Here is a 23779-nt window from a genome sequence, read left to right on the forward strand (position 1 = left end):
GGGCTACCAAGAACTGGGGTGATCGAGATGAACGGGGCGAAATCGCTTCTACAGGATCTGGACGACGCGATCGCGCGCGGCACCGACGAAAGCCGGGCGAAGGCGTTGTGGCACGCGACCGATATTCTGATCACCGGCCGCTACAGCGACGACGAGATCTCCACGTTCGGCGAGGTCATCGGCCGGCTCGCCGAGGAGATCGAGGTCGCCGCGCGGGCGCAACTCTCTGAAGTCATGTCGGCATGCGATCACGCGCCGCTCAACGTCATCGAGAAGCTCGCGCTCGACGACGAGATCGAGGTCGCCGGTCCCGTGCTGCGCGACTCCAGTCGTCTCGACGAGAAGATGCTGGTCGAGAGTGCCATGACCAAGAGCCAGTCGCATCTGCTCGCGATCGCCCAGCGCAAGTCGATCGGCGAAGCCGTGACCGACGTGCTGGTCAAGCGCGGCAACCAGGAGGTCGTGACGTCGGTTGCGAAGAACGAGGGCGCGCGCTTCTCCGGATCTGGCCTGTTGCACATGGTCCGTCGCGCCGAGGGCGATTCGATTCTCGCCGAGCAGCTCGGCCTGCGCAAGGACGTGCCGCGGCACATCTTCCAGCAGCTGATCTCGAAGGCGTCGGAAGACGTGCGCCGCCGCCTCGAGACCGAGAGGCCCGAGATGATGGCGCAGATCCAGAGCTCGGTGACCGACGTCACCGGCGATCTCCAGTCCAAGTTCGGCCCGTCCTCGCGCAGCTATTTCGTCGCCAAGCGCGTGGTCACGACGCAGTACCGGCAGGGCAACCTCAATCAGGATTCGATCTCGAACTATGCGCGCCAGCACCGCTTCGACGAGGTGCAGATTGGCCTGTCGCTGCTCTCGTCACTGCCCGTCGACGTGATCGAGCGCGCGCTGATGGACCGCAACCGCGAGATGATCCTGGTCTTGTGCAAGGCGCTCGACTTCTCCTGGGACACGACGATGTCGCTCCTGTTCCTCGGCGCCAAGGATCATCTGATCACGGCGCGCGAGCTCCAGGACAACGAGCGCGAGTACGGCCGGCTCAAGATCGAGACCACGCGCAGCATCTTGAAGTTCTACCAGTCGCGCAAGAATAGCGCGGGTGTCGAGACCGTTACGGGCCGTCAGCCCGAGCTCCAGGTCCACTAGTCGGGTGCACTGAGCATCGTCCCGGAATCCGAAGGGGAGTATTTGCAATGTTGCCTCAATTCGGCACCGCCGTTCGCAAGAAGAGCCTCAGCAACGCCGTCGGCGCCGATCTCGGCGGCGGAGCGCCGGACAAGGTGTCGGTGGACGCCGCCTGGCTCGTTCTGGAAGCCGCCAACGATCTCGGCGACCACGCCGCAGTAGCGGCCTGCCGCCGTGTCATCGACGCGGAGCTGAACGGCACGGCCGCAGGCAGCTCGGATCTCGATCTCGTGCTGGGGTATTTCCGGTAAAGGGCCGTCGCGCAGGCGGAGTCAGCGGGCTGGCGCGAAGCGCCGCCCGATGGCCGGCTTCGTGCAATCCGGGACCGCAGCGCGCCGGCCTTTGCTGCGTGTTGCCTTCCGGCCTTGCTGCGGCGCAAGGCAATCCGTGGCCCGGCAGCAGCCCGCCCGCAGTCGCTATCGCCCCGGCTCTGCAAGCCTCAGCGCGCCCGGCCGCAGGCCGTATTTGCGCATAATGGCCTTGCTCAAGGCGCTCTCGGACGCATAGCCGACTTCGCCGGCGATTTTCGCGATCGGATCGGAGGTGCCGGCAAGCCGCTTGCGCGCAATCGTCAATCTCAAATCGGACAGGAACGTCATCGGGGCGATCCCCGCATGCTTTCGAAAAGCACGCACCAGCGTCGCGCGCGACGAGATCGCGACCGCCGCCATGTCGTCGAGCGTCCAGTCGCGGGCAAGATCGTTAAGGATCGCCGACACGACCCGGACTGTTGTGCGGTTCCGCAATAGCGAGACCGTCCCGTTTCCCGTGCCCTCGTCGGCCAGATGGTCGCGGAGTATCATGACGAACAGGGCCCTCGCGAGGTCGGCCGCGATCATCTGCGATCCGACCTGTCCTGCGTCGAGCTCATCGCGAATGTCGATCAACAGGCGCCGAAATCTTTCCAGCAGGGGTTCTCCTGCGGTGCGAACGACGATTTCATCGGGAAGCGCAGCGATCAGAGGGTTCTCATCCGACATCTCGAAGAGGAACCGGCCACACAGGAATTCGGTATCGGCCTCGGCGTCGACCGTCCTGCGCTGGCGAACGCCGTTCTTGATTTCGCTCGAGATCCTCGTTGCGACACCGTCCGGCAGGCTTCGTACCACGTGGCTGTCCCCGTGCGGCAAAAGCAAAATGTCGCCGGCGTCCAGCCGCTGCGGCCCCAGACCCGGCCTTTCGACCAGGCAGGAGCCGCGTGTGACCATGTGGAATTGTGCCCATCCCCGGCCATTCGGCGCGTGTAGCGACTCCCAGCTGCCGCCGAATCGACATGAATCGTCGATTACGGGACGGATCCTGAACAGCGGCACCATCGCCTTCAACAGCTCGTCCGTTTCGGTCCCCGACATTCGGCACTCCTGATCCGCGCGGACATGACGTCGGTCCGCCTGGCCATTATGCGGAGCGGCAAGCGCCTCTAGATTGCGGTTCAATCGTGGAGTCGGCACGCGAGCGAGGTGACCAGTGCTCATGGATTCTAACACAGCCTAACGCGCAATTCCTGCAGCGTTCAGTAAATGTCGGCGAACGAAACCGACGGCATTTCCGAAAAGCACGATTACGACGGGAGATCGCATGACGTCCAGGACACAAATCGAATCGTCGCAACGAGCCTCGCCTGTATCGCGCCGCGCCTTTATTGGAGGCGTGTCAGTAGGCATCTTGGGCGCGGCTGCGGCCGAGGCGGCCGGAGCCGAGTCGCTGGCCGACGTCCCCGATCGCGGGCCCGGGGCCGATCTCGGCGCGCACAGCGAACGGTCGCGCTTCGTCAAGCTCGATCGGATCCCCGAGGCCACGCCAGGCAAACGCAACGTCGACCCGAGCGATGCCATCAATTCCAAGACACCGCACCAGAAGTTGGTCGGCAACATCACGCCGACCGATCTTCACTACGAGCGCAGCCATTCCGGCGTACCCGATATCGATCCTGCGCAACACCGGCTGCTGATCCATGGCCTGGTGGAGAAGCCGCTGGTCTTCAGCGTCGAGGATCTGAAGCGGATGCCGTCGGTCACGCGCGTCGTTTTCATCGAGTGCACTGGCAACGGCTGGGAAAACTGGAAGAAGGCCGATCCCGATCTGACGGTGCAGAACACGCATGGCCTCGTCAGCACCAATGAATGGACCGGCGTGCCGCTCAGGTTCCTGATCGACCTCGTCGCCAAGGACAAGGGCTCGAACTGGATGCTTGCGGAGGGCGGCGACGGCGCAGGCGTCGACCGCAGCATTCCCCTCACCGAGGAGATCGTCAACGAGGCTTTCGTCGCCTACGGCCAGAACGGCGAGCCGCTCCGGCCCGCACATGGCTTTCCGATGCGGCTCGTGATGCCGGGCTTCGAAGGCAACCTCAACATCAAATGGCTGCGCCGCCTCAAGTTCGGCACTGCGCCCTGGATGACGCGCTGGGAGACGGCGCGCTACACACAGCTGCTTGCAAACGGCAAGTCGCGGCAGTTCCAGCTGCGGATGGAAACCAACTCCGTCATCACCCAGCCCTCGGGCATGATGCAGATCCAGCCAGGCTACAACCGCATCTCGGGCCTTGCCTGGAGCGGTCATGGCAAGATCGCGAAGGTCGAGATCTCGACTGATGGCGCCAGGACGTGGAAACAGGCGCAATTGAGTCTGCCGGTGCTGTCGAAGGCTCAGGTGCGCTTCCAGATGGATTGGGTGTGGGACGGCAAGCCGACCAGAATCGTCAGCCGCTCCACCGACGAGCAAGGCAATGTCCAGCCGGACCGGCAGTCCTTCATCGCCGCGATGGGGACCAATGCGCTGTTTCACTACAACGCTCAGCAGACCTGGAGCATCGACGAGGCCGGGAGGGTCCGCAATGTCCTCGCGTAACAAGCTGTTTCTCGCCGGCATCCTCACCGCCGGCATGCTCTCCGCGCCCGCATTGGCGTTCGATTTCGGCCGACCGGCGACGCCTGATGAGATCAAGCTGTGGGACATCGACGTCAGCCCCGACGGCAAGGGGCTGCCTGACGGCAGCGGCACGGCGGCGCAGGGCAAGCAGATTTTTGCGGATAATTGCGCGGTCTGTCACGGGGACAACGGTCAGGGCGGCATCAAGGATCGCCTCGCGGGAGGGCAGGGCACGCTCGCGTCCAATATGCCGGTCAAGACCGTCGGCAGCTTCTGGCCCTATGCGACGACGTTGTACGACTACATTCATCGCGCGATGCCATATCCGACGCCGGGCTCGCTCAGCGCCGACGAGACCTATGCCGTCACCGCCTACATCCTGAGCCTCAATGGCATCGTTCCCGCGGACGGCAAGGTGGACAAGGCGAGCTTGCCGAAGATCAGGATGCCCAATCGCGACGGTTTCATTCCAGAGCCGGAATTCGACCCCGCCAAATTGTTCCGCAAGAAGTGAGCGGGTGATGAGGCTTTCGGCACTGATCGGGATCTTCGCTCTGATCACAGCGACATGTTCATGGGAGACACAGGCAATGGCCGCAGACGGACTCATAACCATCAAGAGCGCTTTTGGGCCGGAAGACACCATGAAGCGGCTCGAGGCCGAAGTGAAGGCCAAGGGCCTCACCGTGTTCGCTCACGTCGATCACGCCGCGGGCGCAGCCGCCGTCGGCCTGCCGCTGCGGCCGACCGATCTCATCATCTTCGGCAACGCCAGGGGCGGCACGCCATTGATGCAACAGGCGCAGACCATCGGCATCGACCTGCCGCTGAAGGCGCTGGTCTGGCAGGACGAACAAGGTGCGACCTTTCTGTCCTATAACGACCCGGCTTATCTCGCAGGGCGTCATGGTGTCGGCGAGCCGGCGAAGGCTGCCATCACGGCAATGACCGGCGCCCTGCATGCAATCGCAACCAAGGCCACGGCACCGTAGCGTGATGCGACGGCCGCGCGATGCACGTGCCTTCGGGAGATCTCCATGACCAGCACCGATGGACAACCCACGCCATCCGGCCCGCGCAACGGCAGGCTCGCCAGATGGCTGGTCATCGCGGTGCTGTGCGCGATGCTCGCCGGCGCAGTCGCGCTCGGTTACCTCGGCTGGTTCAGCACGGATACCGAGGTGCCGGTGGCGGGCTACGTCGCGCTGGTGCTCGGCGTCGTGTTCTCGCTGGTCGTCGGCGTCGGCCTGATGGCGCTGCTGTTCTACAGCAGCCGCAAAGGCTATGACGAACCGGCGGTGCTGATCCCGGAGCCGGAGACCGATTCGGAGACTGGACGCAGCGATCCGCAGTGACCGGCCGAGTGCGCGGCAGGATTTTCGTCGCGGGTACGCGCATTGCACGCGGCTGTGATCCGCGGAACCCCGTTCCGCCGGTAATGCGGCAGGCTCCCCTGCCGTACAGCCTGCAGCGGACGTTTCGTTCGCAAATCAATCAACGCGCTAGCCGGGAGAAATCGTCACATGAACGGATTCAACGTCGCCGAGAATGGCGGGGGGTCCTATCGTCCTCTTGCCATTCTTCGCTGGGTCATGGTGATCATCTTCGTGTCGTTTGGAATGCAGAAATTCACGCTGCAATCGGCACAGGGCATCGCCCAGTTCATCACCAATAGTCCGTTCATTTCCTGGCTGTCTGTGTTCGGCTTGAGGGGAGAGGCCTATTTTCTTGGTGTCTCCGAGTTCGTGATTGCGGCGCTGCTCGCAGCCGGCGCATTCAGCCCGATCCTGTCCGCCCTCGGTTCACTCATGGGCGTGGCGACCTTCGCGATCACCTGGTCGTTCTTCTTCACGACGCCGGGCGTCGTCACATGGAGCCTGTCATCCGATCCGATGGCGTGGAATCTGACCGGCGAGTTCCTGTTCAAGGACATCGTCCTGCTGTGTGTTTGCGCGGTGCTATTCCTCGCCTCGTTGCCGCGATCGCTCGTTCGGCTGCGCGCCGACTGAGTCACGCCGTCGAGGTTTTGGCGAAGCGGCCGTTATCCCGGGCTGAGCTGCGAGAAGAGAAGTGGTATCGGCTTCCAGCCCCCTCGGGAGCCCTCACCGCCGGATGCGGTAAATCACGACGTCCTCGCCGTGCCGGTTCGTGCTCGGCTCAAGTCCGATGCGCGTCATCGCGGTCGCGATCTCACCGGCAAATTTCTGCCCCCAGAGACTGCGCGTGAACGCGTAGGCGATCTCGATCTCGTCGCTGTCATCCACCAGGATGTGCCGGAGGCCCGCTCGTCCAGCAAGCGAGCCGTCGCTCGTTTGCAGCGCCCACAGCCCAAAGTCATACCGGTCCCAATGCGGCATGTTGACGTCGAGATAGTCCTTCGTTGTCTCGGCCAAGCGCACGCCGCCGAGTTGACGGGACACCTCCGCATCGAAATGTAGCATCACGGGCTCGGCGCGGTGGTGCTCCTTCACCCCTTTCGGCGGTTAGTCTGTCGGTGCTGAAACGATCCATCGAGCAGCTCGCCGCGTTGGAGCCGCTCGTGATCTTGGTGTGGTTGCAATCGATGGGGCCATCGTTCCCCTTTCAACCGATGCTCAGTGCCGGCTACGGGTATCCTGCCCCGCGTGTCGGTGCTCGCGCAGCAGCTTGATTTGAATCAAGCACGCCGATGACAGCCGCACCACAACGCGACAGTAGGGACTGGTGCCATCTCGGTGTGTGCGCGATGATCTCGACTTGGTATGTCACGTTTGAAGTGCGAAGGCGGGGCCTGCTTTTGAGACAGCGGAGCCCGCGCGAGACGAAGACGTTTGCGACAGAGGCGGAGGCCAAGCTGTTCGCGCGTGCGAAACTCGACGAGGGCCTCGCGGTCTTCGCGGGCACGATCAATCCCCACCTTCCCCGGCGGCTCATACCGGCATCCGGCATCGCTGCCTGGCTTGCCGAGGAGCAGGGCCGCGACGCAGCGCCCGGAACTTTGACTGGCGACTAACCCCGCTACCGTGCACAGCAATTGCCCTTGAGTGTTGCCATTTTGATACGGGAGGAAATGCCTCTCGCGCATAAACTTCAGGGTGTTCGCAACGCTTATGCACGCCAGCATGCATAGGGGCGCGCTTCTGAAGGAAGATATTTGAGCAAAGGGGATGAAACGATGAGAAAGCTTTCGATGGCTGCGATCGGCTTCGCGGCGCTGGGTATGACGGCTCCGGCCATGGCGGCCGACATGGCCGTCAAGGCGCCGCCGCCTGCGCCAGTCGTGGCGCTCTACAATTGGAGTGGCTTCTACATTGGCGCCAACGGAGGCTGGGGGCAAAGCCATGGTTGCGTGGATTTCGTCACACCGGCAGGGACGCTCGCTGCTGGTTGCGCCGATCGCTCCGGCGGTCTCGTGGGTGGCCAAATCGGCTACCGCTGGCAAACCAACCAGTTTGTGCTCGGCCTGGAAGCGCAGGGCGATTGGGCCGAGATCAAGAACACGCGCGTCAGCTTGATTGATCCGGCAATCTCGACGACGGGCAAGATCGACGCCATCGGGCTGTTCACGGCGCAACTCGGCTGGGCATGGAATGCCTCGCTGTTCTACGTCAAGGGCGGCGCCGCAGTGACGCGCAATCGCTTCGACATCTTCAACAACCTCACCGGCGTCGGCCTTGCCTCGGCAGGTCACACGCGCTGGGGCGGCGCCCTGGGCGTCGGCTGGGAATACGGCTTCACGCCGAACTGGTCGTTCGGCATCGAGTATGACCATCTCTGGATGGGCAGCGACAATTTCGGCTTCGCAGGCGTGGTCACGCCCGGAGGATTCACGCTCACCGGCAGCGGGATCAGCCAGGATGTGGACATGGTCACGCTTCGATTGAACTACCGCTTCGGCGGTTACGGTGCGCCGGTCGCGGCTCGCTATTGATCTCAGGTCTTCCCAGTGAACTCAGGCCCCGGCATTGACCGGGGCCTTTTTTCGCTGCCAGGGCGATGTCTGCACCTTGTACGAATAGATGCCACGCGAATCGGCGTCCGGATCATCGCTGAAGGCCGGCAACGCCGAGTTTGATCGAACAATGGCTCGGCATGTACGGCATGTCTCCGAGGGAACGCGAAAGCCGGAGGCCCAATCTTGTGAGGGGCTTTAGCTTCCGCAATAATTGCCGGCATTCGGCGGGCAGACTGAAAGCATCCGGATTTTTCCGAATTTCGGCCCGCGGCCCTGGGCCGGATGGACTTACCGTGTCGGCGCGAAGCGCCGCCCGATGACGGGCTCCGCGCAAACCGGGAATTCCTGCATTTGAGGCGCGGCCCCGGACTTCGCTTTCCGCTCCATCAGGGGCTACGGTCGAATGATTTCTTGGTCTACGCGTAACCCATTGATTTCACAGCCCCCGTCTACTGTGCATGGGGTTGTTTTCGCAGTTTTTGATTGAGAGGGGCTACCCCGCCCCCAGCGCGACCGCGACGTTGTACGTCACGAGGCTCGCCGCATAGGCCAGCACCAGCATGTAGCTGAAGGTCACGGCCATCCAGGTCCAGCTTCCGGTCTCGCGCCGGATCACGGCCAGCGTGGAGGCGCATTGCGGGGCGAAGATATACCAGGCCAGCATCGACAGGGCGGTTGCGAGCGACCATTTGGTCGCCAGCACTTGGCCGATCTGCTCGGCCGCTTCCTTGCCGCCTTCGATCGCGTAGACGGTGCCGAGCGCTGCGACCGCGACCTCGCGCGCCGCCATGCCGGGGATCAGCGCCACCGCGATCTGCCAGTTGAATCCAACAGGTGCGAGCAGCGGTTCCAGCGCCTTGCCTATCATCGCAGCGAGGCTGAAATCGATCGCCGGCTCGGTCGCGCCTGCCGGCGGCTGCGGGAACGAGGCCAGGAACCAGATCAGCACCATCATCGAGAAGATCGTGGTGCCGGCGCGGTACAGGAACATCTTGGCGCGGGTATAGACCCCGATCGCGATCGATTTCAGCCGCGGCATCTTGTAGTCGGGAAGCTCCAGCATGAACGGCGCCGGCGCGTAGTCGCGCAGCATGAAGAACTTGATCATGAACGAGACGGCAAGCGCGCTGATGATGCCGGCTGCATAGAGTCCGAACATCACGAGGCCCTGGAGGTTGATGAAGCCCCAGACGTCCTTGGCCGGAATGAAGGCGGAGATGATCAGCGTGTAGACCGGAATGCGCGCCGAGCAGGTCATCAGCGGCGCGATCAGGATCGTGGTCAGCCGGTCGCGCTTGTTGTCGATCACGCGCGTCGCCATGATGCCGGGAATGGCGCAGGCAAAGCTCGACAGCAGCGGGATGAAGGCGCGGCCGTGCAGCCCGGCGCCGCCCATGATGCGGTCCATCAGGAACGCGGCGCGGGCCATGTAGCCGAAATCTTCCAGGAGCAGGATGAACAGGAAGATGATGATGATCTGCGGCAGGAACACGATGACGCTGCCGACGCCCGAGATCACGCCGTTCTGCAGGAAGCTCTGCAACAGGCCGGCGGGCAGGGTGTCGTGGACGAGCTCGCCGAGCGCGTCGAAGCCGGAATTGAGCAGCTCCATCAGCGGCTGCGCCCAGGCGAACACCGCCTGGAACATCACGAACAGGATCAGCGCCAGCACGATGAGGCCGCCCACGGGGTGCAGCACCACGGCGTCGATCCGCGCCGTCCAGGTGTCGGGCCTGGCAGGCAGGCTGACGCAATCGGCGATGATGCGGTCAGCCTCGCGCTGGGTCGCGCGCAATTCGCTGACGCTGAGTGCGCGCCAGCTGTTCTCCTGGGGTTCAGTGGCAAGCTTCGCCGAGATCTCATCGGTCAGCCCGAGCAGATCGGCCGTACCGCCCTTGCGCACCGCGATCGAGGTGACCACCGGCACGCCGAGCTCCTTGGCGAGCCGCTCGACATCGACAGTGATGCCGCGGCGGCTGGCGATGTCGAACATGTTGAGCACGAGGATCATCGGCCGTCCGGTGCGCTTGAGCTCGAGCAGCAGGCGGATGGTCAGGCGCAGATTGGTGGAATCGGCGACGCACAGCACGAGATCTGGCACCGTCTCGCCGGATGCCTTGCCGAGCACGAAATCGCGGGTGATCTCCTCGTCCGGGCTGCGGCCGCGCAGCGAATAGGTGCCGGGCAGGTCGACCACCGAGACCTGGCGTCCGAGCGGGGTGACGAAGAAGCCTTCCTTGCGCTCGACGGTGACGCCGGGATAATTCGCGACTTTCTGCCGGCTGCCGGTCAGGGCGTTGAACAGCGAGGTCTTGCCGCTGTTTGGCGTGCCCACCAGGGCGAGATGCAGCAGGGGTAGTTCCATGTGATCAAGGGCCCGGGATGAGGCGTCCCGTCGCGATCTAGGCGACGATGATGGCCATGGCTTCGCGACGGCGGACCGCGATCGTGATGCTGTCGACCCGCACAGCGATTGGGTCGCGTCCGACCAGCCCCTCGTGCAAGATCTCGACCCGGGCGCCCTCGACGAAGCCGAGCTCGATCAGGCGGCTCTCGAGCTCGACGTCCGAGAGCGCCGAGCCCGCCTCCTTGGCGGAAAGGTGCTGGATGACGCCGGTATAGCCGCGCTGGGCCAGACCCAGCGGCATGTGCGAACGCGTGTCAGTGGTGTCGGTCATGCCCTGTATTTTCAACGCAAGGCATTGAGGTCAAGCGCGCACGCCCGCCGAAGCTGCACCTTAGAGTGATTTTAAAGTGCGGAGACCGGGGCGCCGTCGAGGGCGCCCCCGACGGCTATTGGGCCGGGACCTTGTCCGGCTGGGCGGCCATGGCGCGGCTCTTGAAGTAGTCCAGGACGAACAGACGGATCGCCGATGACAGATTGCCTTGCTGGCGGTTGTTGTCGATCTCGCCGACCAGCTCGGACAACGTCATGTTGCGCAGGCCGGAGATCTCCTTCATGCCGTTCCAGAACGCCTCTTCCAGGCTGACACTGGTCTTGTGCCCGGCGACGACAATCGACCGTTTCACGACGGGCGACTTCATGGCTGCTCCTCGCGATCGATCCGGTGCTGGTCCAGATGCTCCTTGGCCTGGTCCGCCCGCTTCTCCTCCGCCGACCGTTCCGCCTTCGTGCGCCCGAATTTCGCCCGGTTGGCGTCCGCCCGCTTCGCCGAGGCTTCCCGCTCGGCGCGCTTCCTGAAGCGATTCAGGTTGATGACGTTCCCCATGCCGTGTCTCCATCATCCGATCCTCATCAGGCAGGATGAAACATTCAGAAACAGGGTGCCGCGTTGCGCCCCACAAGACTTGATCGCCATTCGCTCGTCCTCGTCAATCGGCCCCTTGGGCCATCAAACGATGAATTTCGCCCGTCGAGGGCAGAAGAACTGCGTAACACGCCGCGCCGCCGCAACATTGACGGTAATCAAATCCCGCCCCCAAAGCCGCATATTTCTGACCGCCGAGGGTCCGTATCATTACGGATGACTGTCGGAATTCGGAATCTATCCCGGGCTGGTCATCTTCTCGGGGCGCACCAGACGGTCGAACTCGTCGGCCGAGACGAAGCCGAGCCGCAGCGCCTCCTCCTTCAGCGTGGTGCCATTGGCATGCGCCGTCTTGGCGACCTTGGCCGCGTTGTCATAGCCGATCTTCGGCGCCAGCGCCGTCACCAGCATCAGTGAGCGTTGCATCAGCTCACTTATGCGCTTTTCGTCGGCGCGGATGCCGCTGACGCAATGTTCGGTGAATGAGCGCGCGGCATCCGCCATCAGGCGGATCGAGTGCAGCATGTTGTAGGCGAGCACGGGCTTGTAGACGTTGAGCTCGAAATGGCCCTGGCTGCCGGCGATGGTGATGGCGGTGTGATTGCCGAACACCTGGCAGCACACCATGGTCATCGCCTCGCATTGGGTCGGATTGACCTTGCCGGGCATGATCGAGGAGCCCGGCTCGTTCTCCGGCAGGATCAACTCGCCGAGGCCCGAACGCGGGCCGGAGCCGAGCAGGCGGATGTCGTTGGCGATCTTGAACAGGCCGGTCGCGACCGAATTGATGGCGCCGTGTGCCAGCACATAGGCGTCGTTCGATGCCAGCGCCTCGAATTTGTTGGCGGCGCTGGTGAAGGGGAGCTTCGTGATCCCGGCCACGTGCCTTGCGAACAGTTTTGCAAAGCGCGGCTTCGAGTTGAGGCCGGTGCCGACGGCGGTGCCGCCCTGCGCCAGCGGATAGAGCTCCTTCACCGCGACCTTGAGCCGGGCGATGCCGCTTTCGACCTGCGCGGCGTAGCCGGAAAACTCCTGGCCCAGGGTCAGGGGCGTCGCATCCTGGGTGTGGGTGCGGCCGATCTTGACGATCTTCGAAAACTCCTTCTCCTTCTTGCGCAGCGCGCGGAGCAATTCGCCGAGAGCAGGGACGAGATCGGCGTTGATGCGGCTTGCGGCCGCGATGTGCATCGCGGTCGGAAACGAGTCGTTCGACGACTGGCTCATGTTGACATGATCGTTGGGATGCACCGGCTTCTTGGCGCCAAGCTCGCCGCCGAGCAGCTCATTGGCGCGGTTGGCGATCACCTCGTTGAGGTTCATGTTGCTCTGCGTGCCGGAGCCGGTCTGCCACACGACAAGCGGAAAATGATCGTCCAGCCTGCCTTCGATCACCTCGCGCGCGGCGCGGATGATGGCCTTGGCGCGGCGCTGGTCGAGCAGGCCGAGCTCGAGGTTGGACTGCGCGGCGGCGAGCTTGACGATGCCGAGGGCATGCACCAGCGAGATCGGCATGCGATCGGTGCCGATGCGAAAATTCTGGCGCGAGCGTTCGGTCTGGGCCCCCCAATAGCGATCGGCCGGGACCTCGATGGGGCCAAAGCTGTCGGTTTCGATGCGGGTCGCGGAGCGTGAGGGGCGGGTCGTCTTGGCCATGAGCACATCCATTCTGCCGCGCGAAAAGCCGCGCGGCCTTTTCATGTGCTTCTCTATATAGAGAGTTTCGCCGTGTGCGACCGGCTCGGGCCCAACCTAGATCATTTCTTGCGGAAACGATCGAGCCGCACAACCTCGGCGCCGCCCTGGCTCGGCGGGGTCGGCTCATCCGTAGCTTCCGCCTCTTCCGCGGCAGGCGCCGGCATCGATACAGCCGATGGCGCGGGCGCCGCCGGCAGCTTCTCGGGCGAGACCTCGGCGACGTCGGAGGTGTCGAACTGGAGGCCGAACTTCACGGACGGATCGAGGAAGCTCTTGATGGCACTGAACGGCACCACCAGCCGCTCCGGAATGCCGCCAAAGGACAGGCCGACCTCGAAGCGGTCCTCGAGCACGGTCAGGTCCCAGAACTGGTGCTGGAGGATGATCGTCATCTCTTCCGGATATTGCGCGAGCAGTCGCGGCGACAGCTTCACGCCTTCGGCCTTCGACACGAAGGTGATGAAGAAATGATGCTCGCCGGGCAGGCCATGGGCCGCGGCATCGGTCAGCACCTTCCGCAGCACGCCGCGCAGCGCGTCGCGGGCCAGCACATCGTATCGGATATGATCGGTCGCCATGGTGGTCCTGTTGCATTCCCGAAGCCGGACCCTGCCGGCCCGACTCGCCAAGCCGCAATAATACCGCGCCTGACGGGTGAGCAGGAGTCCGCCGGGGAAGAATTCAAAGAGCAAAGTGGAGGCTTCTGTTGCCAGGTGCCTCCGAACCCCGCCTAGCGGAGCTTAACCCGCTAGGACTTTAAGTTGGTCTTTCAAACTGCGTTACGCAGCCTGAGCAACCGGAGCAAAGTTGTCGTTGGCAACTATTGCAGTAGCCCGATAACGGCGGAACAATACCGGGAAAAAGTACGCCCTTTACGCCCTCGTCGATCCTATTTCGCCCCCGCCAAAGCTCAGCTTCGGGCTCGCCCGATGGGTGGGCTTTGGTGGAGGCGCCGGGTACCGCCCCCGGGTCCGAATGGTTTATTGCGACGACCGTTTATTTCCATAGCCGGCGAACCGGCGCCCCCAATATAGGGGGCAAAGGTCCCAAAAAACAGAGGCTTGGAAGCGCGATCCTGCGGTTCCCTTTGGATAGGTTCCTGCCGGACTTGGCCGCGTGACGGGCGGCGTTCTAAGCTTCTGACATGTCCGACAATTCAGCGCTGGCCGGCCAAAAATCAGATCAGAAGCCGGATTTTCCTGCCGGGGCCCCTCCGCCCGGCCTGCTCGCGCTGTTTCTGGCCTTCGCTCGGATGTCGCTGGCCGGCTTCGGCGGCGTCCTGGTGTTTGCCCGGCGGGCGATCGTCGAGCAGCACCGCTGGATGACGGCGGACGAGTTCAACGAGACCTTTGCGCTCTGCCACTTCCTGCCAGGGCCCAACATCGTCAACCTATCGATGGTGTTCGGATCGCGGCTGCGCGGCATCGCCGGCGGTGTTGCCGCCTTTACCGGGCTGTTGCTGCCGCCGACGCTGATCATGATGGTGCTTGCGATCGCCTATGCCCGTTTCGGCGAACTCGAGGTGCTGCGCCGAATCCTGGCCGGCATCTCCTGCGCGGCGGTCGGCCTCCTGATCGCGGTGGTCTTCCGCATGATGACGCCGCTGCTCAGGCGGACGGATCCCCTCGCGCTGATCCTGATGCTCGGCGTGTTCCTCGCCATCGGCGTGCTTCGCCTGCCGCTCCAGGCGGTGTTGCTGGTCGCAATCCCCGTCAGTGTCGGCGTCACTTATTTCCTGCGGCGGAAAGTAACAGCATGACCGACTACAGCCCGATCTGGGCGCTGATCTCCACCTTCGGTCTGATGTCGCTGTTCGCCGTCGGCGGGGCCGCGGCGGCGGTCCCGGAGATGCACCGCATCGCGGTCGAGGTGCATCAATGGATGACCGACAAGCAGTTCACCGACGCCTATGCCATCGCGCAACTCTCGCCGGGTCCGAACGTGCTTATCGTGACGTTAATCGGCTATGCCGTCGCGGGCATCCCCGGTGCGCTGGCGGCGACGCTGGCGATGTGCCTGCCGACGGCGCTACTTGCCTATTATGTCAGCCGACTCCTGAACCGCCCCAGCCAATCGCGCTGGCCCGGCCTGATCCAGGCTGCACTGGTTCCGCTCTCGATCGGTTTGATGGCCGCGAGTGCCCTGATTCTGGCCCAGTCGACCGATCGCAGCATTGCTGCACTGCTCCTGACGGCAATAGTCGCGGTGATGGCATCCGTCTCGCGCATCAATCCACTGTGGCTCCTGCTCGCCGGTGGCGTGTTGGGTTTCGCTGGCATTGTGTGATGAAAATCGCTAGGCAGTGATCCGGGCGGGGATCCCTTTCCAGCCGATTTAGAACAACAGTGCTCGTGACTTACGGGTCGCGGAGGAGACAGGCATGGCCGACACGATGGGCCACTCAGCGACAGCCACCCGAAATACCCGGTTGGTGGTCGGCTTTTGTCTGCTGGCGATTGCGCCGCAGATCTTCGAATTTATCTGGTCGATCGGAACGATCTTCGGCTGGGGGGCCGGCCGCGGCCCGGCGACGGTGGTCGCCAGCCATGTGACGGCGCTGCTCGCCGGCGCGCCCAGTGCCATCTTCGGATCGTTCGGCGGCGGCACCAAGAAGGTGTCGTCCGAGGTGCTGCTGGCGCTGATCTATTCCTATCCGCTGTTCGTGGTGGCGATCCTCACGCTGTTCATGACGATCCGCTCGGCGCAAGACTATGTCGGCGGCGTCGTTCTCATGGCGCTTGCTCTGTTCGCGTTGTGGGCAGGGAGCGACTTGCAGGGCATGCATGGCTTCTCCTTTGGTGCGGGCACCGCACCACGCATGTTCGGTGGGCTCTTGGTTGCCCTGTCGGCCGGCATCGCGTTGACGGGCCTCATGACGGAGGGAGCGGCGCTCGCCCATTATTCTTGGCGCGGACCGCTGTTCGTGATGGCGGCGATCCTCTTCTTCGCCCTGTCGATTCGATCGCTCGGCCTCGTGGTCACGGCCTTTGCGAGCTTCATGATCGCGGCGACCGGGTCGCACGAGACGCGCTGGCTGGAAGCGGCCATCGTCGGCGCCTGCCTGACGCTTGGATGCGCCATCCTGTTCCCATATGTGCTCGGGCTGCCGATGCCGATGTTTCCGCGTTTCCTGATCCAGTGAGGGCGTGATGGATATCTTTGCCAACCTCGCTCACGGCTTCGCCGTCGCGTTCTCCCCGATCAACCTGCTGATGTGCCTGATCGGCGCCCTCGTCGGCACGCTGGTCGGCGTGCTCCCGGGCATCGGCACCATCGCGACCGTCGCGATGCTGCTGCCGATCACCTTCGGACTGCCGCCGGTCGGCGCGCTGATCATGCTCGCCGGCATCTATTACGGTGCGCAATATGGCGGCTCGACCACGTCGATCCTGGTCAATATTCCAGGCGAGGCGACATCGGTGGTCACCGCCATCGACGGGCACCAGATGGCCAAGCAGGGCCGCGCCGGCCCGGCGCTGGCGATCGCCGCGATCGGCTCGTTCTTCGCCGGCTGCGTCGCGACCGTCTTGATTGCCATCCTCGGCGCGCCGCTCACGAGGCTCGCGCTGGCGTTCGGCCCGGCCGAGTATTTCTCGCTGATGGTGCTCGGCCTGATCTTTGCGGTGGTGCTGGCCAAGGGCTCGGTGCTGAAGGCGATCGCCATGATCGTGCTCGGTCTCTTGCTGTCGATGGTCGGCTCGGACATCGAGACCGGCGCCTCGCGCATGGCCTTCAACATTCCGGAACTCGCCGACGGTCTCGGCTTTGCGACGGTGGCGATGGGCGTGTTCGGCTTTGCCGAGATCATCCGCAATCTCGACCATGGCGCCGAGATGAACCGCGACCTCGTCCAGCAGAAGATCACCGGCCTGATGCCGACCAGGAAGGATCTGGTCGACTCGACGCCGCCCATCCTGCGCGGCACGGTGCTCGGCTCGATCCTCGGCATTCTGCCCGGCGGCGGCGCGGTCATCGCGTCGTTCGCGGCCTATACGCTCGAGAAGAAGCTGGCCAAGAACCCGTCGCGGTTCGGCCGCGGCGCGATCGAGGGCGTGGCGGGACCGGAAAGCGCCAACAACGCCGCGGCGCAGACCTCGTTCATCCCGCTGCTCACGCTCGGCATCCCGCCGAACGCGGTGATGGCGCTGATGGTGGGCGCGATGACCATTCACGGCATCGTGCCGGGTCCGCAGGTGATGCAGAAGCAGCCGGATCTCGTCTGGGGCATGATCGCCTCGATGTGGATCGGCAATCTGATGCTGATCATCATCAACCTGCCGCTGGTCGGAATCTGGGTGCGCCTCTTGCGCGTGCCGTACCGGCTGATGTTCCCCTCGATCGTGATCTTCTGCGCGATCGGCATCTATTCGGTGAACAACGCACCGGTCGACGTCATCCTCGCAGGCGTGTTCGGTCTGGTCGGATATTGGCTGATCAAGCACGATTTCGAGCCGGCGCCGCTGCTGCTCGGCATGGTGCTCGGACCGCTGATGGAAGAGAACCTGCGCCGGGCGCTGCTGATCTCGCGGGGCGACTGGAGCGTGTTCGTCACGCGTCCGTTGTCGGCGGTTCTGCTGGCGGTCGCGGTGAGCCTGCTGCTGCTCACGGTGCTGCCCGCGTTGCGGTCGAAGCGTGACGAGGTGTTCACCGAATCCGAGAACTGAGGGGCTGGGTCCCGGTGCGCAATTCGGCGACTTAGGCAGCAGGATCAAGGCGGTAGGGCTAAGGGCGGGACATGAGTTCCGCCCCTTGTCGTTTGCACCGGGGATGCTCACTTTTCCGGGTATAATCGGTGCGGACAGCGAATCGCAGCTGTTGCAGCGTGGGGGCGGCCGCTAAGTTCGCCGCCTTCCCAAAGGCATAGTCGCACATGCACCAATATCAGGACCTGCTCGAGCGGATTCTTTCAGACGGCGCCGAGAAGACCGACCGGACCGGCACCGGCACGCTCTCGGTGTTCGGCCACCAGATGCGCTTCAATCTGTCGGCCGGCTTCCCGATGCTGACCACCAAGCGGCTGCCGCTGAAGGCGATCGTGCATGAGCTGTTGTGGTTCCTGAAGGGCGACACCAACATCAAATATCTGCGCGACAACGGCGTCACCATCTGGGATGAGTGGGCGGACGCCAATGGCGATCTCGGCCCGGTCTACGGGCATCAATGGCGCTCCTGGCCTACAGCCGACGGGCGTAGCATCGACCAGATCGCCAATGTCATCGACATGATCAAGCGCACCCCCGATTCGCGCCGGCTGATCGTGACCGCCTGGAATCCGGCCGACGTCGAGAAGATGGCGCTGCCGCCCTGCCACCTGCTGTTCCAGTTCTATGTCGCGAACGGCAAGCTGTCGTGCCAGCTCTATCAGCGCTCGGCCGACGTCTTCCTCGGTGTGCCCTTCAATATCGCATCCTATGCGTTGCTCACCATGATGGTGGCGCAGGTCACGGGCCTGAAGCCCGGCGACTTCGTGCACTCGCTCGGCGATACCCATCTTTATTCCAACCATCTGGAGCAGGCGAAGCTCCAGCTCACCCGCGCGCCGCGCCCGCTGCCGGTGATGCGGATCAATCCTGAGGTGAAGGATATCTTCTCGTTCCGCTTCGAGGATTTCGAGCTCGTCGGCTACGATCCGCATCCGCACATCAAGGCGGAAGTCGCGGTCTAGCGCCGATGTCGTTGGCCATTCGTCGTGCGCAGCCCGGAGAAGCCGGGCTCGTTCTCTCCTTCATCCGCGAGCTTGCCGATTACGAAAAGCTCTCGCACGAGGTGGAGGCGACCGAGGCTGACATCGCCGACGCGCTGTTCGGTGAAAGGCCGCAACTCTATTGCGCGATCGCCGAGTGGAATGGTGAGCCGGTCGGCTTCGCGGTGTGGTTCACGAATTTCTCCACCTTCAGCGGCCGCCGCGGCATCTATCTCGAAGATCTGTACGTGCGGCCGTCGCATCGGGGCAGGGGTCTCGGCAAGGCGCTGCTGGTCTATCTCGCCAGGGAATGCGTCGAGAACGGCTGGTCGCGCCTGCAATGGGCGGTGCTCGACTGGAACGTGCCCTCGATCGCGTTCTACAAGTCGCTCGGCGCGGTCATGATGGACGACTGGACGCTGTGCCGCGTCACGGGTCCCGCGCTGGAGCGGCTTGCCGGGAGCTCTGCCTGATGGAGATCGTTTTCGTCGTTGCGATCGCGGAGAATGGCGTCATCGGCGCGGGCAATGCGATGCCGTGGCGATTGAAGTCCGACATGGCGCGCTTCAAGGCGCTCACCATCGGCAAGCCGGTGATCATGGGCCGCAAGACCTTCGAATCCCTGCCCCGGCCGTTGCTGAACCGCACCAATATCGTGATCACGCGCGATGCGGCTTATCGCGCCAGCGGGGCCATCGTCACGACATCCGCCGCGGATGCAGGCGCGGTTGCGCTTGGTGACGCCCTGCGGCGTTCGGTCACCGAGATCGCGGTGATCGGCGGGGCCGAGATCTTCCGGCAATGGCTCGATCGCGCCGACCGCCTCGAAATCACCGAAGTCCACGCACGGCCCGAAGGCGACACGCATTTCGACATCGACAAGGCGGAGTGGGACGAGATTGAGCGCATCCTCCATCCTGCCGGCCCCGACGACAGCGCTGACTTCTCCTATGTGACATATCGTCGGCGGCGCGGCCATTAACCGCTTTCGTCAATGTTTACATTGACTTTTTCGTGCCCAAGCATAGCTCGAATGATGGTCCGGGCTGCGTTGTAAGGGACCTGCCTGTCCCCTATAAAGCCGGACCGGACAAAGCGGGCGGGGGCATTCCACCCTGCCGAGGAGAGCACAGAATGCCGTGGAAGAATCAGGGCGGTGGCCCATGGGGCTCGGGTCCAAAGGGACCATGGGGCTCAGGCCCGCAACCGGTCGGGCCGAGGCCGCCGGATCTGGAGGATCTTCTGCGGCGCGGCCAGGACCGCCTCCAGCAGATCATGCCGGGCGGCTATTTCTCCGGCGTTGGCATCACGCTGATCATCCTGCTGATCGTCGCGTTCTGGCTGCTGTCGGGCTTTTTCCGCGTTCAGTCCGAAGAGCTCGGCGTGGTGCTGCGCTTCGGCAAGCATGTCCGCACCGTGCAGCCGGGCCTGAACTATCATCTGCCTTATCCGATCGAGACCGTGCTGCTGCCCAAGGCGCTGCGCGTCAACACCACCTCCATCGGCATGACGCTGATCGAGGACCCTGCACGGCGCGGCCGCTCCATTCGCGACGTGCCGGAAGAAAGTCTGATGCTGACCGGCGACGAGAACATCGTCGACGTCGATTTCACCGTGCTCTGGCGCATCAAGCCGGACGGCGTCGGTGACTTCCTCTTCAACATCCAGAATCCCGAGGGCACCGTGAAGGCGGTCGCCGAAAGCGCGATGCGCGAGGTGATCGGCCGGTCCCAGATCCAGCCGATCCTGACCGGAGCGCGCAACGTCACCGAGCAGGGCGTGCAGGAGCTGATCCAGAAGACTCTGGACAGCTACGGGTCGGGAATCCTCATCACCCAGGTGCAGATGCAGAAGGTCGATCCGCCGGCGCAGGTGATCGATGCCTTCCGCGACGTCCAGGCGGCCCGCGCCAATCAGGAGCAGTTGCAGAACGAAGCGCAGACCTACGCCAACCAGGTCGTGCCGCAGGCGCGCGGACGTGCCGCCAAGATCCTGCAGGATGCCGAAGGTTACAAGGAGCAGGCGGTCGCCGAGGCCAAGGGCCAGAGCGCGCGCTTCCTGAAAGTCTACGACGAATACAAGAAGGCGCCCGACGTGACGCGTGAACGGATCTACCTGGAGACGATGGAGCGCGTGCTCGGGGGCGCGGACAAGCTCGTCTATGACGGCGGCCCCTCGGGCCAGGGCGTCGTGCCCTACCTGCCGCTTCCCGAACTGTCGGCCAAGCGGCCGCCCACCACCGGTCCGCAGTCGAGCGGAGGCAACCGATGAGGTCTCCGGTCACAGGTTTCGTCACGCTGCTCGCCCTCCTGCTCGTCGTGATCGTGGGCTACATGTCGCTGTTCACGGTGCAGCAGACCGAGCAGACCATCGTGCTCCAGTTCGGCAGGCCCGTCGACGTCGTCACCGCGCCCGGCCTGCATTTCAAGGCGCCATGGAATTCGGTGATCAATATCGACAAGCGCATCCTCGACCTGGAGAACCCCTCGCAGGAAGCGATCGCGTCCGACCAGAAGCGTCTCGTGGTTGATGCCTTCGCGCGCTACCGCATCAAGGACGCGCTGCGCTTCTATCAGAGCGTCGGCTCGATCCAGGCCGCGAACATCCAGCTCACCACGCTCTTGAACGCGGCGCTGCGCCGCGTGCTCGGCGAGGTCACCTTCATCAACGTGGTGCGTGACGACCGCGAGAAGCTGATGCAGCGCATCCGCGACCAGCTCGATCGCGAGGCCGACGGCTACGGTATCCAGGTCGTCGACGTCCGGATTCGCCGCGCCGACCTGCCGGAGCAGAACAGCCAGGCGGTCTACCAGCGCATGAAGACCGAGCGCGAGCGCGAGGCTGCGGAGTTCCGCGCGCAGGGCGGTCAGAAGGCGCAGGAGATCAAGTCCAAGGCCGACCGCGAGGCAACCGTGATCATCGCAGAAGCCAATTCGCAGGCCGAGCAGACCCGCGGTGCGGGCGATGCCGAGCGCAACCGCCTGTTTGCGGAAGCCTACAGCAAGGACGCCGACTTCTTCGCCTTCTACCGGTCGATGACGGCCTATGAGAACGGGCTGCGTTCGAACGATACCCGCTTCCTGCTGCGGCCGGACTCGGATTTCTTCCGGTACTTCGGTAGTCCGTCCGGCAAGATGGCAACCGAGACGCCGGCCAAGCCGTAAGCTAGACAAGGGCGGCCGGTCTGGCCGCCCTTTGTCCAGACAAAGAACAGTACGACGGGAGGTTCCATTCCGATGAGGTCCATTGCGTTCGCCGACTTCCTCATCGGCCTGGGCATCCTGTTCGTGCTGGAAGGCTTGATGTTTGCGGCCAGTCCCAGCTGGATGCGCAAAGCCATGAAGAGCGCCATTGCCACGCCGGACAACATCCTGCGGGCCGTTGGGATCGGCTCGGCCGTCGCGGGTCTGGTCCTGATCTGGGTTATGCGGCGTCCGATTTAGGCATCGGGCCCAACGCCAAAGTGAAGGCGCCAGACTGGTTTTCGCCGTATTATCGAGGTCTTGAGGCCCGTCAAGCTCCGCGCTTGCGCCGTGCCCCCGTTCGAGCGCAGTCTGGCGCCGAATTCCCCTTGTCTGGAGATCACAATGACCGCTGCCACCACTGCCCCGTCCCGCTCGCGCCGTTGCGCGAGACTTGGTGTGCGAATTGGGCTGGCCGCGCTCGCCGTCAGTGCTTTCAGCGCGTTCGGCACGCCGGCCCATGCGCGCGGACCGGATGGCATCGCCGACGTCGCCGAGAAGGTGATTGACGCGGTCGTCAACATCTCGACCTCGCAGACGGTCGAGGCCAAGGGCGGCGGCACCAACACCATGCCGCAACTGCCGCCCGGCTCGCCGTTCGAGGAGTTCTTCGACGACTTCTTCAAGAACCGCCGGGGTCCCGGTGGCGGCAGCAAGGGCGGCGACAACAACCCGCCGCGCAAGACCAACTCGCTCGGCTCCGGCTTCATCATCGACCCATCGGGCGTCGTCGTCACCAACAACCACGTCATTGCGGACGCCGACGAGATCCACGTCATCCTCAACGACGGCACCAAGATCAAGGCCGAGCTGGTCGGCGTCGACAAGAAGACCGATCTCGCCGTGCTCAAGATCAAGCCGCCGAAGCCGCTGGTCGCGGTCAAGTTCGGCGACTCCGACAAGCTGCGCCTCGGCGACTGGGTGGTCGCGATCGGCAACCCCTTCAGCCTGGGAGGCACGGTGACCGCCGGCATCGTTTCGGCCAAGAACCGCGACATCTCGTCGGGACCATATGACAGCTACATCCAGACCGACGCCTCCATCAATCGGGGCAATTCCGGCGGTCCGCTGTTCAACCTCGATGGCGACGTCATCGGTGTCAACACGCTGATCATCTCCCCTTCCGGCGGCTCGATCGGCATCGGCTTCGCCGTGCCGTCGAAGACGGTGGTGGGCGTCGTCGACCAGCTCCGCCAGTTCGGCGAGTTGCGCCGCGGCTGGCTTGGGGTGCGCATCCAGAGCGTCACTGACGAGATTGCCGAGAGTCTCAACATCAAGCCCGCGCGCGGAGCGCTGGTCGCCGGCGTCGACGACAAGGGCCCGGCCAAGCCCGCCGGCATCGAGCCCGGCGACGTCGTCGTCAAGTTCGACGGCAAGGACGTCAAGGATCCGAAGGACCTGTCCCGCGTCGTCGCCGACACGGCGGTCGGCAAGGAGGTCGACGTCGTCGTCATCCGCAAGGGGCAGGAAGAGACCAAGAAGGTCACGCTGGGCCGCCTCCAGGATCCCGACAAGGTGCAGGCCGCGGTGAAGACCGACGAGCCGGCGCCGGAGAAGCCGGTGACGCAGAAGGCGCTTGGCCTCGATCTCGCGACGCTGAACAAGGATCTGCGCACGCGCTACAAGATCAAGGACAGCGTCAAGGGCGTGGTCGTTACCAACGTCGACGCCAATTCGGACGCCGCCGAGAAGCGCCTGTCCGCCGGCGACGTCATCGTCGAGGTGGCACAGGAGGCGGTGTCGAGCGGTACCGACATCCAGAAGCGAGTCGATCAGCTCAAGAAGGACGGCAAGAAATCGGTGCTGCTGCTGGTCTCCAACGGCGAGGGCGAGCTGCGATTCGTCGCGCTGAGCGTGCAGTAGCCGCGCCTTCTTGGCCCCACACCCGCTGTCA

Annotated in this window: 28 protein-coding genes and 1 other RNA gene; 20 read left to right on the forward strand and 9 right to left on the reverse strand. The window is 64.0% G+C overall.

The window, feature by feature from the left end:
* Positions 1–27 precede the first annotated feature (27 nt).
* On the forward strand, positions 28–1152 hold the full coding sequence (locus tag XH87_RS23650; RefSeq protein WP_271589094.1) for a DUF2336 domain-containing protein: 1125 nt from the start codon (positions 28–30) through the stop codon (positions 1150–1152).
* A gap of 47 nt (positions 1153–1199) precedes the next feature.
* Positions 1200–1442 (forward strand): hypothetical protein, encoded by a 243-nt coding sequence (locus XH87_RS23655; protein ID WP_271589095.1) that lies wholly within the window; start codon positions 1200–1202, stop codon positions 1440–1442.
* A gap of 165 nt (positions 1443–1607) precedes the next feature.
* Here the strand turns inward: XH87_RS23655 and XH87_RS23660 are convergent, their stop codons facing one another.
* Positions 1608–2507 (reverse strand): AraC family transcriptional regulator, encoded by a 900-nt coding sequence (locus XH87_RS23660; protein WP_271589166.1) that lies wholly within the window; start codon positions 2505–2507, stop codon positions 1608–1610.
* 262 nt (positions 2508–2769) lie between these two features.
* On the opposite strand from XH87_RS23660, the gene soxC reads away from it, so the two are divergent.
* The 5 genes from soxC to XH87_RS23685 all read left to right on the forward strand — a co-directional run bounded on the left by soxC (position 2770) and on the right by XH87_RS23685 (position 6071).
* Positions 2770–4041 (forward strand): sulfite dehydrogenase, encoded by a 1272-nt coding sequence (soxC, locus tag XH87_RS23665; protein ID WP_271589096.1) that lies wholly within the window; start codon positions 2770–2772, stop codon positions 4039–4041.
* Positions 4028–4576, forward strand: coding sequence for a c-type cytochrome (locus XH87_RS23670; RefSeq protein ID WP_271589097.1), 549 nt, complete (start codon positions 4028–4030; stop codon positions 4574–4576). Before soxC ends, XH87_RS23670 begins: the two co-directional genes overlap by 14 nt.
* 7 nt (positions 4577–4583) lie before the next feature.
* On the forward strand, positions 4584–5054 hold the full coding sequence (locus XH87_RS23675) for a DUF302 domain-containing protein (protein WP_271589098.1): 471 nt from the start codon (positions 4584–4586) through the stop codon (positions 5052–5054).
* Positions 5055–5099: 45 nt separating this feature from the next.
* Positions 5100–5417: a hypothetical protein gene (locus XH87_RS23680; RefSeq protein WP_158671335.1), complete on the forward strand. Its 318-nt coding sequence runs from the start codon at positions 5100–5102 to the stop codon at positions 5415–5417.
* 168 nt (positions 5418–5585) lie between these two features.
* Positions 5586–6071 carry a YkgB family protein gene (locus XH87_RS23685; RefSeq protein ID WP_035700355.1) on the forward strand — a complete coding sequence of 162 codons (486 nt, stop codon included), beginning with the start codon at positions 5586–5588 and terminating at the stop codon, positions 6069–6071.
* A gap of 93 nt (positions 6072–6164) precedes the next feature.
* Here XH87_RS23685 and XH87_RS23690 read toward each other — a convergent pair whose 3' ends face one another.
* On the reverse strand, positions 6165–6503 hold the full coding sequence (locus XH87_RS23690; RefSeq protein ID WP_271589099.1) for a GNAT family N-acetyltransferase: 339 nt from the start codon (positions 6501–6503) through the stop codon (positions 6165–6167).
* Positions 6504–6787: 284 nt separating this feature from the next.
* On the opposite strand from XH87_RS23690, the gene XH87_RS23695 reads away from it, so the two are divergent.
* Entirely contained in the window at positions 6788–7054 is a 267-nt protein-coding gene (locus XH87_RS23695) for a hypothetical protein (protein ID WP_035700352.1), read from the forward strand.
* A 162-nt stretch (positions 7055–7216) separates the two neighbouring features.
* A complete protein-coding gene (locus tag XH87_RS23700; protein WP_271589100.1) occupies positions 7217–7972 on the forward strand; it encodes an outer membrane protein in 756 nt (251 codons plus the stop codon).
* A 517-nt stretch (positions 7973–8489) separates the two neighbouring features.
* Here XH87_RS23700 and feoB read toward each other — a convergent pair.
* From feoB to ssrA, 7 genes are all read right to left on the reverse strand, one after another.
* Complete coding sequence (gene feoB, locus XH87_RS23705) at positions 8490–10361, reverse strand: ferrous iron transporter B (RefSeq protein ID WP_271589101.1); 1872 nt, start codon at positions 10359–10361, stop codon at positions 8490–8492.
* A gap of 37 nt (positions 10362–10398) precedes the next feature.
* Positions 10399–10674, reverse strand: a complete 276-nt coding sequence (locus XH87_RS23710) for a FeoA family protein (RefSeq protein ID WP_035700342.1) — start codon at positions 10672–10674, stop codon at positions 10399–10401.
* A 115-nt stretch (positions 10675–10789) separates the two neighbouring features.
* Complete coding sequence (locus tag XH87_RS23715; RefSeq protein WP_025038043.1) at positions 10790–11041, reverse strand: ribbon-helix-helix domain-containing protein; 252 nt, start codon at positions 11039–11041, stop codon at positions 10790–10792.
* Entirely contained in the window at positions 11038–11226 is a 189-nt protein-coding gene (locus tag XH87_RS23720) for a DUF4169 family protein (RefSeq protein WP_271589102.1), read from the reverse strand. The genes XH87_RS23715 and XH87_RS23720 overlap by 4 nt, the downstream gene beginning before the upstream one ends.
* A gap of 276 nt (positions 11227–11502) precedes the next feature.
* Positions 11503–12930: a class II fumarate hydratase gene (gene fumC / locus XH87_RS23725; RefSeq protein ID WP_271589167.1), complete on the reverse strand. Its 1428-nt coding sequence runs from the start codon at positions 12928–12930 to the stop codon at positions 11503–11505.
* Positions 12931–13019: 89 nt separating this feature from the next.
* Positions 13020–13538 (reverse strand): SspB family protein, encoded by a 519-nt coding sequence (locus tag XH87_RS23730; RefSeq protein WP_271589103.1) that lies wholly within the window; start codon positions 13536–13538, stop codon positions 13020–13022.
* Between the two features lie 114 nt (positions 13539–13652).
* Positions 13653–14020, reverse strand: a transfer-messenger RNA (tmRNA) gene (gene ssrA / locus XH87_RS23735).
* Positions 14021–14104: 84 nt separating this feature from the next.
* On the opposite strand from ssrA, the gene XH87_RS23740 reads away from it, so the two are divergent.
* The 11 genes from XH87_RS23740 (at position 14105) to XH87_RS23790 (ending at position 23748) form a co-directional block, all read left to right on the forward strand.
* Positions 14105–14719 carry a chromate transporter gene (locus tag XH87_RS23740; protein ID WP_271589104.1) on the forward strand — a complete coding sequence of 205 codons (615 nt, stop codon included), beginning with the start codon at positions 14105–14107 and terminating at the stop codon, positions 14717–14719.
* Positions 14716–15246 (forward strand): chromate transporter, encoded by a 531-nt coding sequence (locus XH87_RS23745; RefSeq protein WP_271589105.1) that lies wholly within the window; start codon positions 14716–14718, stop codon positions 15244–15246. Before XH87_RS23740 ends, XH87_RS23745 begins: the two co-directional genes overlap by 4 nt.
* 94 nt (positions 15247–15340) lie before the next feature.
* On the forward strand, positions 15341–16102 hold the full coding sequence (locus XH87_RS23750) for a tripartite tricarboxylate transporter TctB family protein (RefSeq protein ID WP_271589106.1): 762 nt from the start codon (positions 15341–15343) through the stop codon (positions 16100–16102).
* Positions 16103–16109: 7 nt separating this feature from the next.
* Complete coding sequence (locus tag XH87_RS23755) at positions 16110–17624, forward strand: tripartite tricarboxylate transporter permease (RefSeq protein WP_271589107.1); 1515 nt, start codon at positions 16110–16112, stop codon at positions 17622–17624.
* Between the two features lie 206 nt (positions 17625–17830).
* A complete protein-coding gene (locus XH87_RS23760) occupies positions 17831–18625 on the forward strand; it encodes a thymidylate synthase (RefSeq protein ID WP_035700322.1) in 795 nt (264 codons plus the stop codon).
* Between the two features lie 5 nt (positions 18626–18630).
* On the forward strand, positions 18631–19116 hold the full coding sequence (locus tag XH87_RS23765) for a GNAT family N-acetyltransferase (protein WP_271589108.1): 486 nt from the start codon (positions 18631–18633) through the stop codon (positions 19114–19116).
* A complete protein-coding gene (locus XH87_RS23770) occupies positions 19116–19625 on the forward strand; it encodes a dihydrofolate reductase (RefSeq protein ID WP_271589109.1) in 510 nt (169 codons plus the stop codon). Before XH87_RS23765 ends, XH87_RS23770 begins: the two co-directional genes overlap by 1 nt.
* Positions 19626–19777: 152 nt before the next feature.
* The gene (hflK, locus tag XH87_RS23775) at positions 19778–20914 is read left to right on the forward strand and encodes an FtsH protease activity modulator HflK (RefSeq protein WP_035700314.1); all 1137 of its coding nucleotides are present in this window, start codon (positions 19778–19780) and stop codon (positions 20912–20914) included.
* Positions 20911–21807 (forward strand): protease modulator HflC, encoded by an 897-nt coding sequence (gene hflC, locus XH87_RS23780; protein ID WP_035700311.1) that lies wholly within the window; start codon positions 20911–20913, stop codon positions 21805–21807. The genes hflK and hflC overlap by 4 nt, the downstream gene beginning before the upstream one ends.
* Before the next feature lie 72 nt (positions 21808–21879).
* A complete protein-coding gene (locus tag XH87_RS23785) occupies positions 21880–22086 on the forward strand; it encodes a DUF2065 domain-containing protein (RefSeq protein ID WP_035700309.1) in 207 nt (68 codons plus the stop codon).
* Between the two features lie 144 nt (positions 22087–22230).
* Positions 22231–23748 carry a Do family serine endopeptidase gene (locus tag XH87_RS23790; protein ID WP_158670851.1) on the forward strand — a complete coding sequence of 506 codons (1518 nt, stop codon included), beginning with the start codon at positions 22231–22233 and terminating at the stop codon, positions 23746–23748.
* The last annotated feature ends 31 nt before the right edge of the window (positions 23749–23779 follow it).

Source organism: Bradyrhizobium sp. CCBAU 53415, from assembly GCF_028128735.1.
Taxonomy (GTDB): Bacteria; Pseudomonadota; Alphaproteobacteria; order Rhizobiales; family Xanthobacteraceae; genus Bradyrhizobium.

What these genes read in the sequence shown, in the direction of transcription:
- XH87_RS23760 (WP_035700322.1), top strand. Translation starts at nt 17,831, where the DNA reads ATGCACCAATATCAGGACCTGCTCGAGCGGATTCTTTCAGACGGCGCC.
- hflC (WP_035700311.1), top strand. Translation starts at nt 20,911, where the DNA reads ATGAGGTCTCCGGTCACAGGTTTCGTCACGCTGCTCGCCCTCCTGCTC.
- XH87_RS23715 (WP_025038043.1), bottom strand. Translation starts at nt 11,041, where the DNA reads ATGAAGTCGCCCGTCGTGAAACGGTCGATTGTCGTCGCCGGGCACAAG.
- XH87_RS23685 (WP_035700355.1), top strand. Translation starts at nt 5,586, where the DNA reads ATGAACGGATTCAACGTCGCCGAGAATGGCGGGGGGTCCTATCGTCCT.
- XH87_RS23680 (WP_158671335.1), top strand. Translation starts at nt 5,100, where the DNA reads ATGACCAGCACCGATGGACAACCCACGCCATCCGGCCCGCGCAACGGC.
- XH87_RS23765 (WP_271589108.1), top strand. Translation starts at nt 18,631, where the DNA reads ATGTCGTTGGCCATTCGTCGTGCGCAGCCCGGAGAAGCCGGGCTCGTT.
- XH87_RS23785 (WP_035700309.1), top strand. Translation starts at nt 21,880, where the DNA reads ATGAGGTCCATTGCGTTCGCCGACTTCCTCATCGGCCTGGGCATCCTG.
- XH87_RS23720 (WP_271589102.1), bottom strand. Translation starts at nt 11,226, where the DNA reads ATGGGGAACGTCATCAACCTGAATCGCTTCAGGAAGCGCGCCGAGCGG.
- XH87_RS23655 (WP_271589095.1), top strand. Translation starts at nt 1,200, where the DNA reads ATGTTGCCTCAATTCGGCACCGCCGTTCGCAAGAAGAGCCTCAGCAAC.
- fumC (WP_271589167.1), bottom strand. Translation starts at nt 12,930, where the DNA reads ATGGATGTGCTCATGGCCAAGACGACCCGCCCCTCACGCTCCGCGACC.
- XH87_RS23660 (WP_271589166.1), bottom strand. Translation starts at nt 2,507, where the DNA reads ATGGTGCCGCTGTTCAGGATCCGTCCCGTAATCGACGATTCATGTCGA.
- XH87_RS23740 (WP_271589104.1), top strand. Translation starts at nt 14,105, where the DNA reads ATGTCCGACAATTCAGCGCTGGCCGGCCAAAAATCAGATCAGAAGCCG.
- XH87_RS23770 (WP_271589109.1), top strand. Translation starts at nt 19,116, where the DNA reads ATGGAGATCGTTTTCGTCGTTGCGATCGCGGAGAATGGCGTCATCGGC.
- XH87_RS23675 (WP_271589098.1), top strand. Translation starts at nt 4,584, where the DNA reads ATGAGGCTTTCGGCACTGATCGGGATCTTCGCTCTGATCACAGCGACA.
- XH87_RS23790 (WP_158670851.1), top strand. Translation starts at nt 22,231, where the DNA reads ATGACCGCTGCCACCACTGCCCCGTCCCGCTCGCGCCGTTGCGCGAGA.
- XH87_RS23750 (WP_271589106.1), top strand. Translation starts at nt 15,341, where the DNA reads ATGGCCGACACGATGGGCCACTCAGCGACAGCCACCCGAAATACCCGG.
- XH87_RS23755 (WP_271589107.1), top strand. Translation starts at nt 16,110, where the DNA reads ATGGATATCTTTGCCAACCTCGCTCACGGCTTCGCCGTCGCGTTCTCC.
- hflK (WP_035700314.1), top strand. Translation starts at nt 19,778, where the DNA reads ATGCCGTGGAAGAATCAGGGCGGTGGCCCATGGGGCTCGGGTCCAAAG.
- XH87_RS23690 (WP_271589099.1), bottom strand. Translation starts at nt 6,503, where the DNA reads ATGCTACATTTCGATGCGGAGGTGTCCCGTCAACTCGGCGGCGTGCGC.
- XH87_RS23700 (WP_271589100.1), top strand. Translation starts at nt 7,217, where the DNA reads ATGAGAAAGCTTTCGATGGCTGCGATCGGCTTCGCGGCGCTGGGTATG.
- feoB (WP_271589101.1), bottom strand. Translation starts at nt 10,361, where the DNA reads ATGGAACTACCCCTGCTGCATCTCGCCCTGGTGGGCACGCCAAACAGC.
- XH87_RS23730 (WP_271589103.1), bottom strand. Translation starts at nt 13,538, where the DNA reads ATGGCGACCGATCATATCCGATACGATGTGCTGGCCCGCGACGCGCTG.
- XH87_RS23710 (WP_035700342.1), bottom strand. Translation starts at nt 10,674, where the DNA reads ATGACCGACACCACTGACACGCGTTCGCACATGCCGCTGGGTCTGGCC.
- XH87_RS23670 (WP_271589097.1), top strand. Translation starts at nt 4,028, where the DNA reads ATGTCCTCGCGTAACAAGCTGTTTCTCGCCGGCATCCTCACCGCCGGC.
- soxC (WP_271589096.1), top strand. Translation starts at nt 2,770, where the DNA reads ATGACGTCCAGGACACAAATCGAATCGTCGCAACGAGCCTCGCCTGTA.
- XH87_RS23745 (WP_271589105.1), top strand. Translation starts at nt 14,716, where the DNA reads ATGACCGACTACAGCCCGATCTGGGCGCTGATCTCCACCTTCGGTCTG.
- XH87_RS23695 (WP_035700352.1), top strand. Translation starts at nt 6,788, where the DNA reads ATGATCTCGACTTGGTATGTCACGTTTGAAGTGCGAAGGCGGGGCCTG.
- XH87_RS23650 (WP_271589094.1), top strand. Translation starts at nt 28, where the DNA reads ATGAACGGGGCGAAATCGCTTCTACAGGATCTGGACGACGCGATCGCG.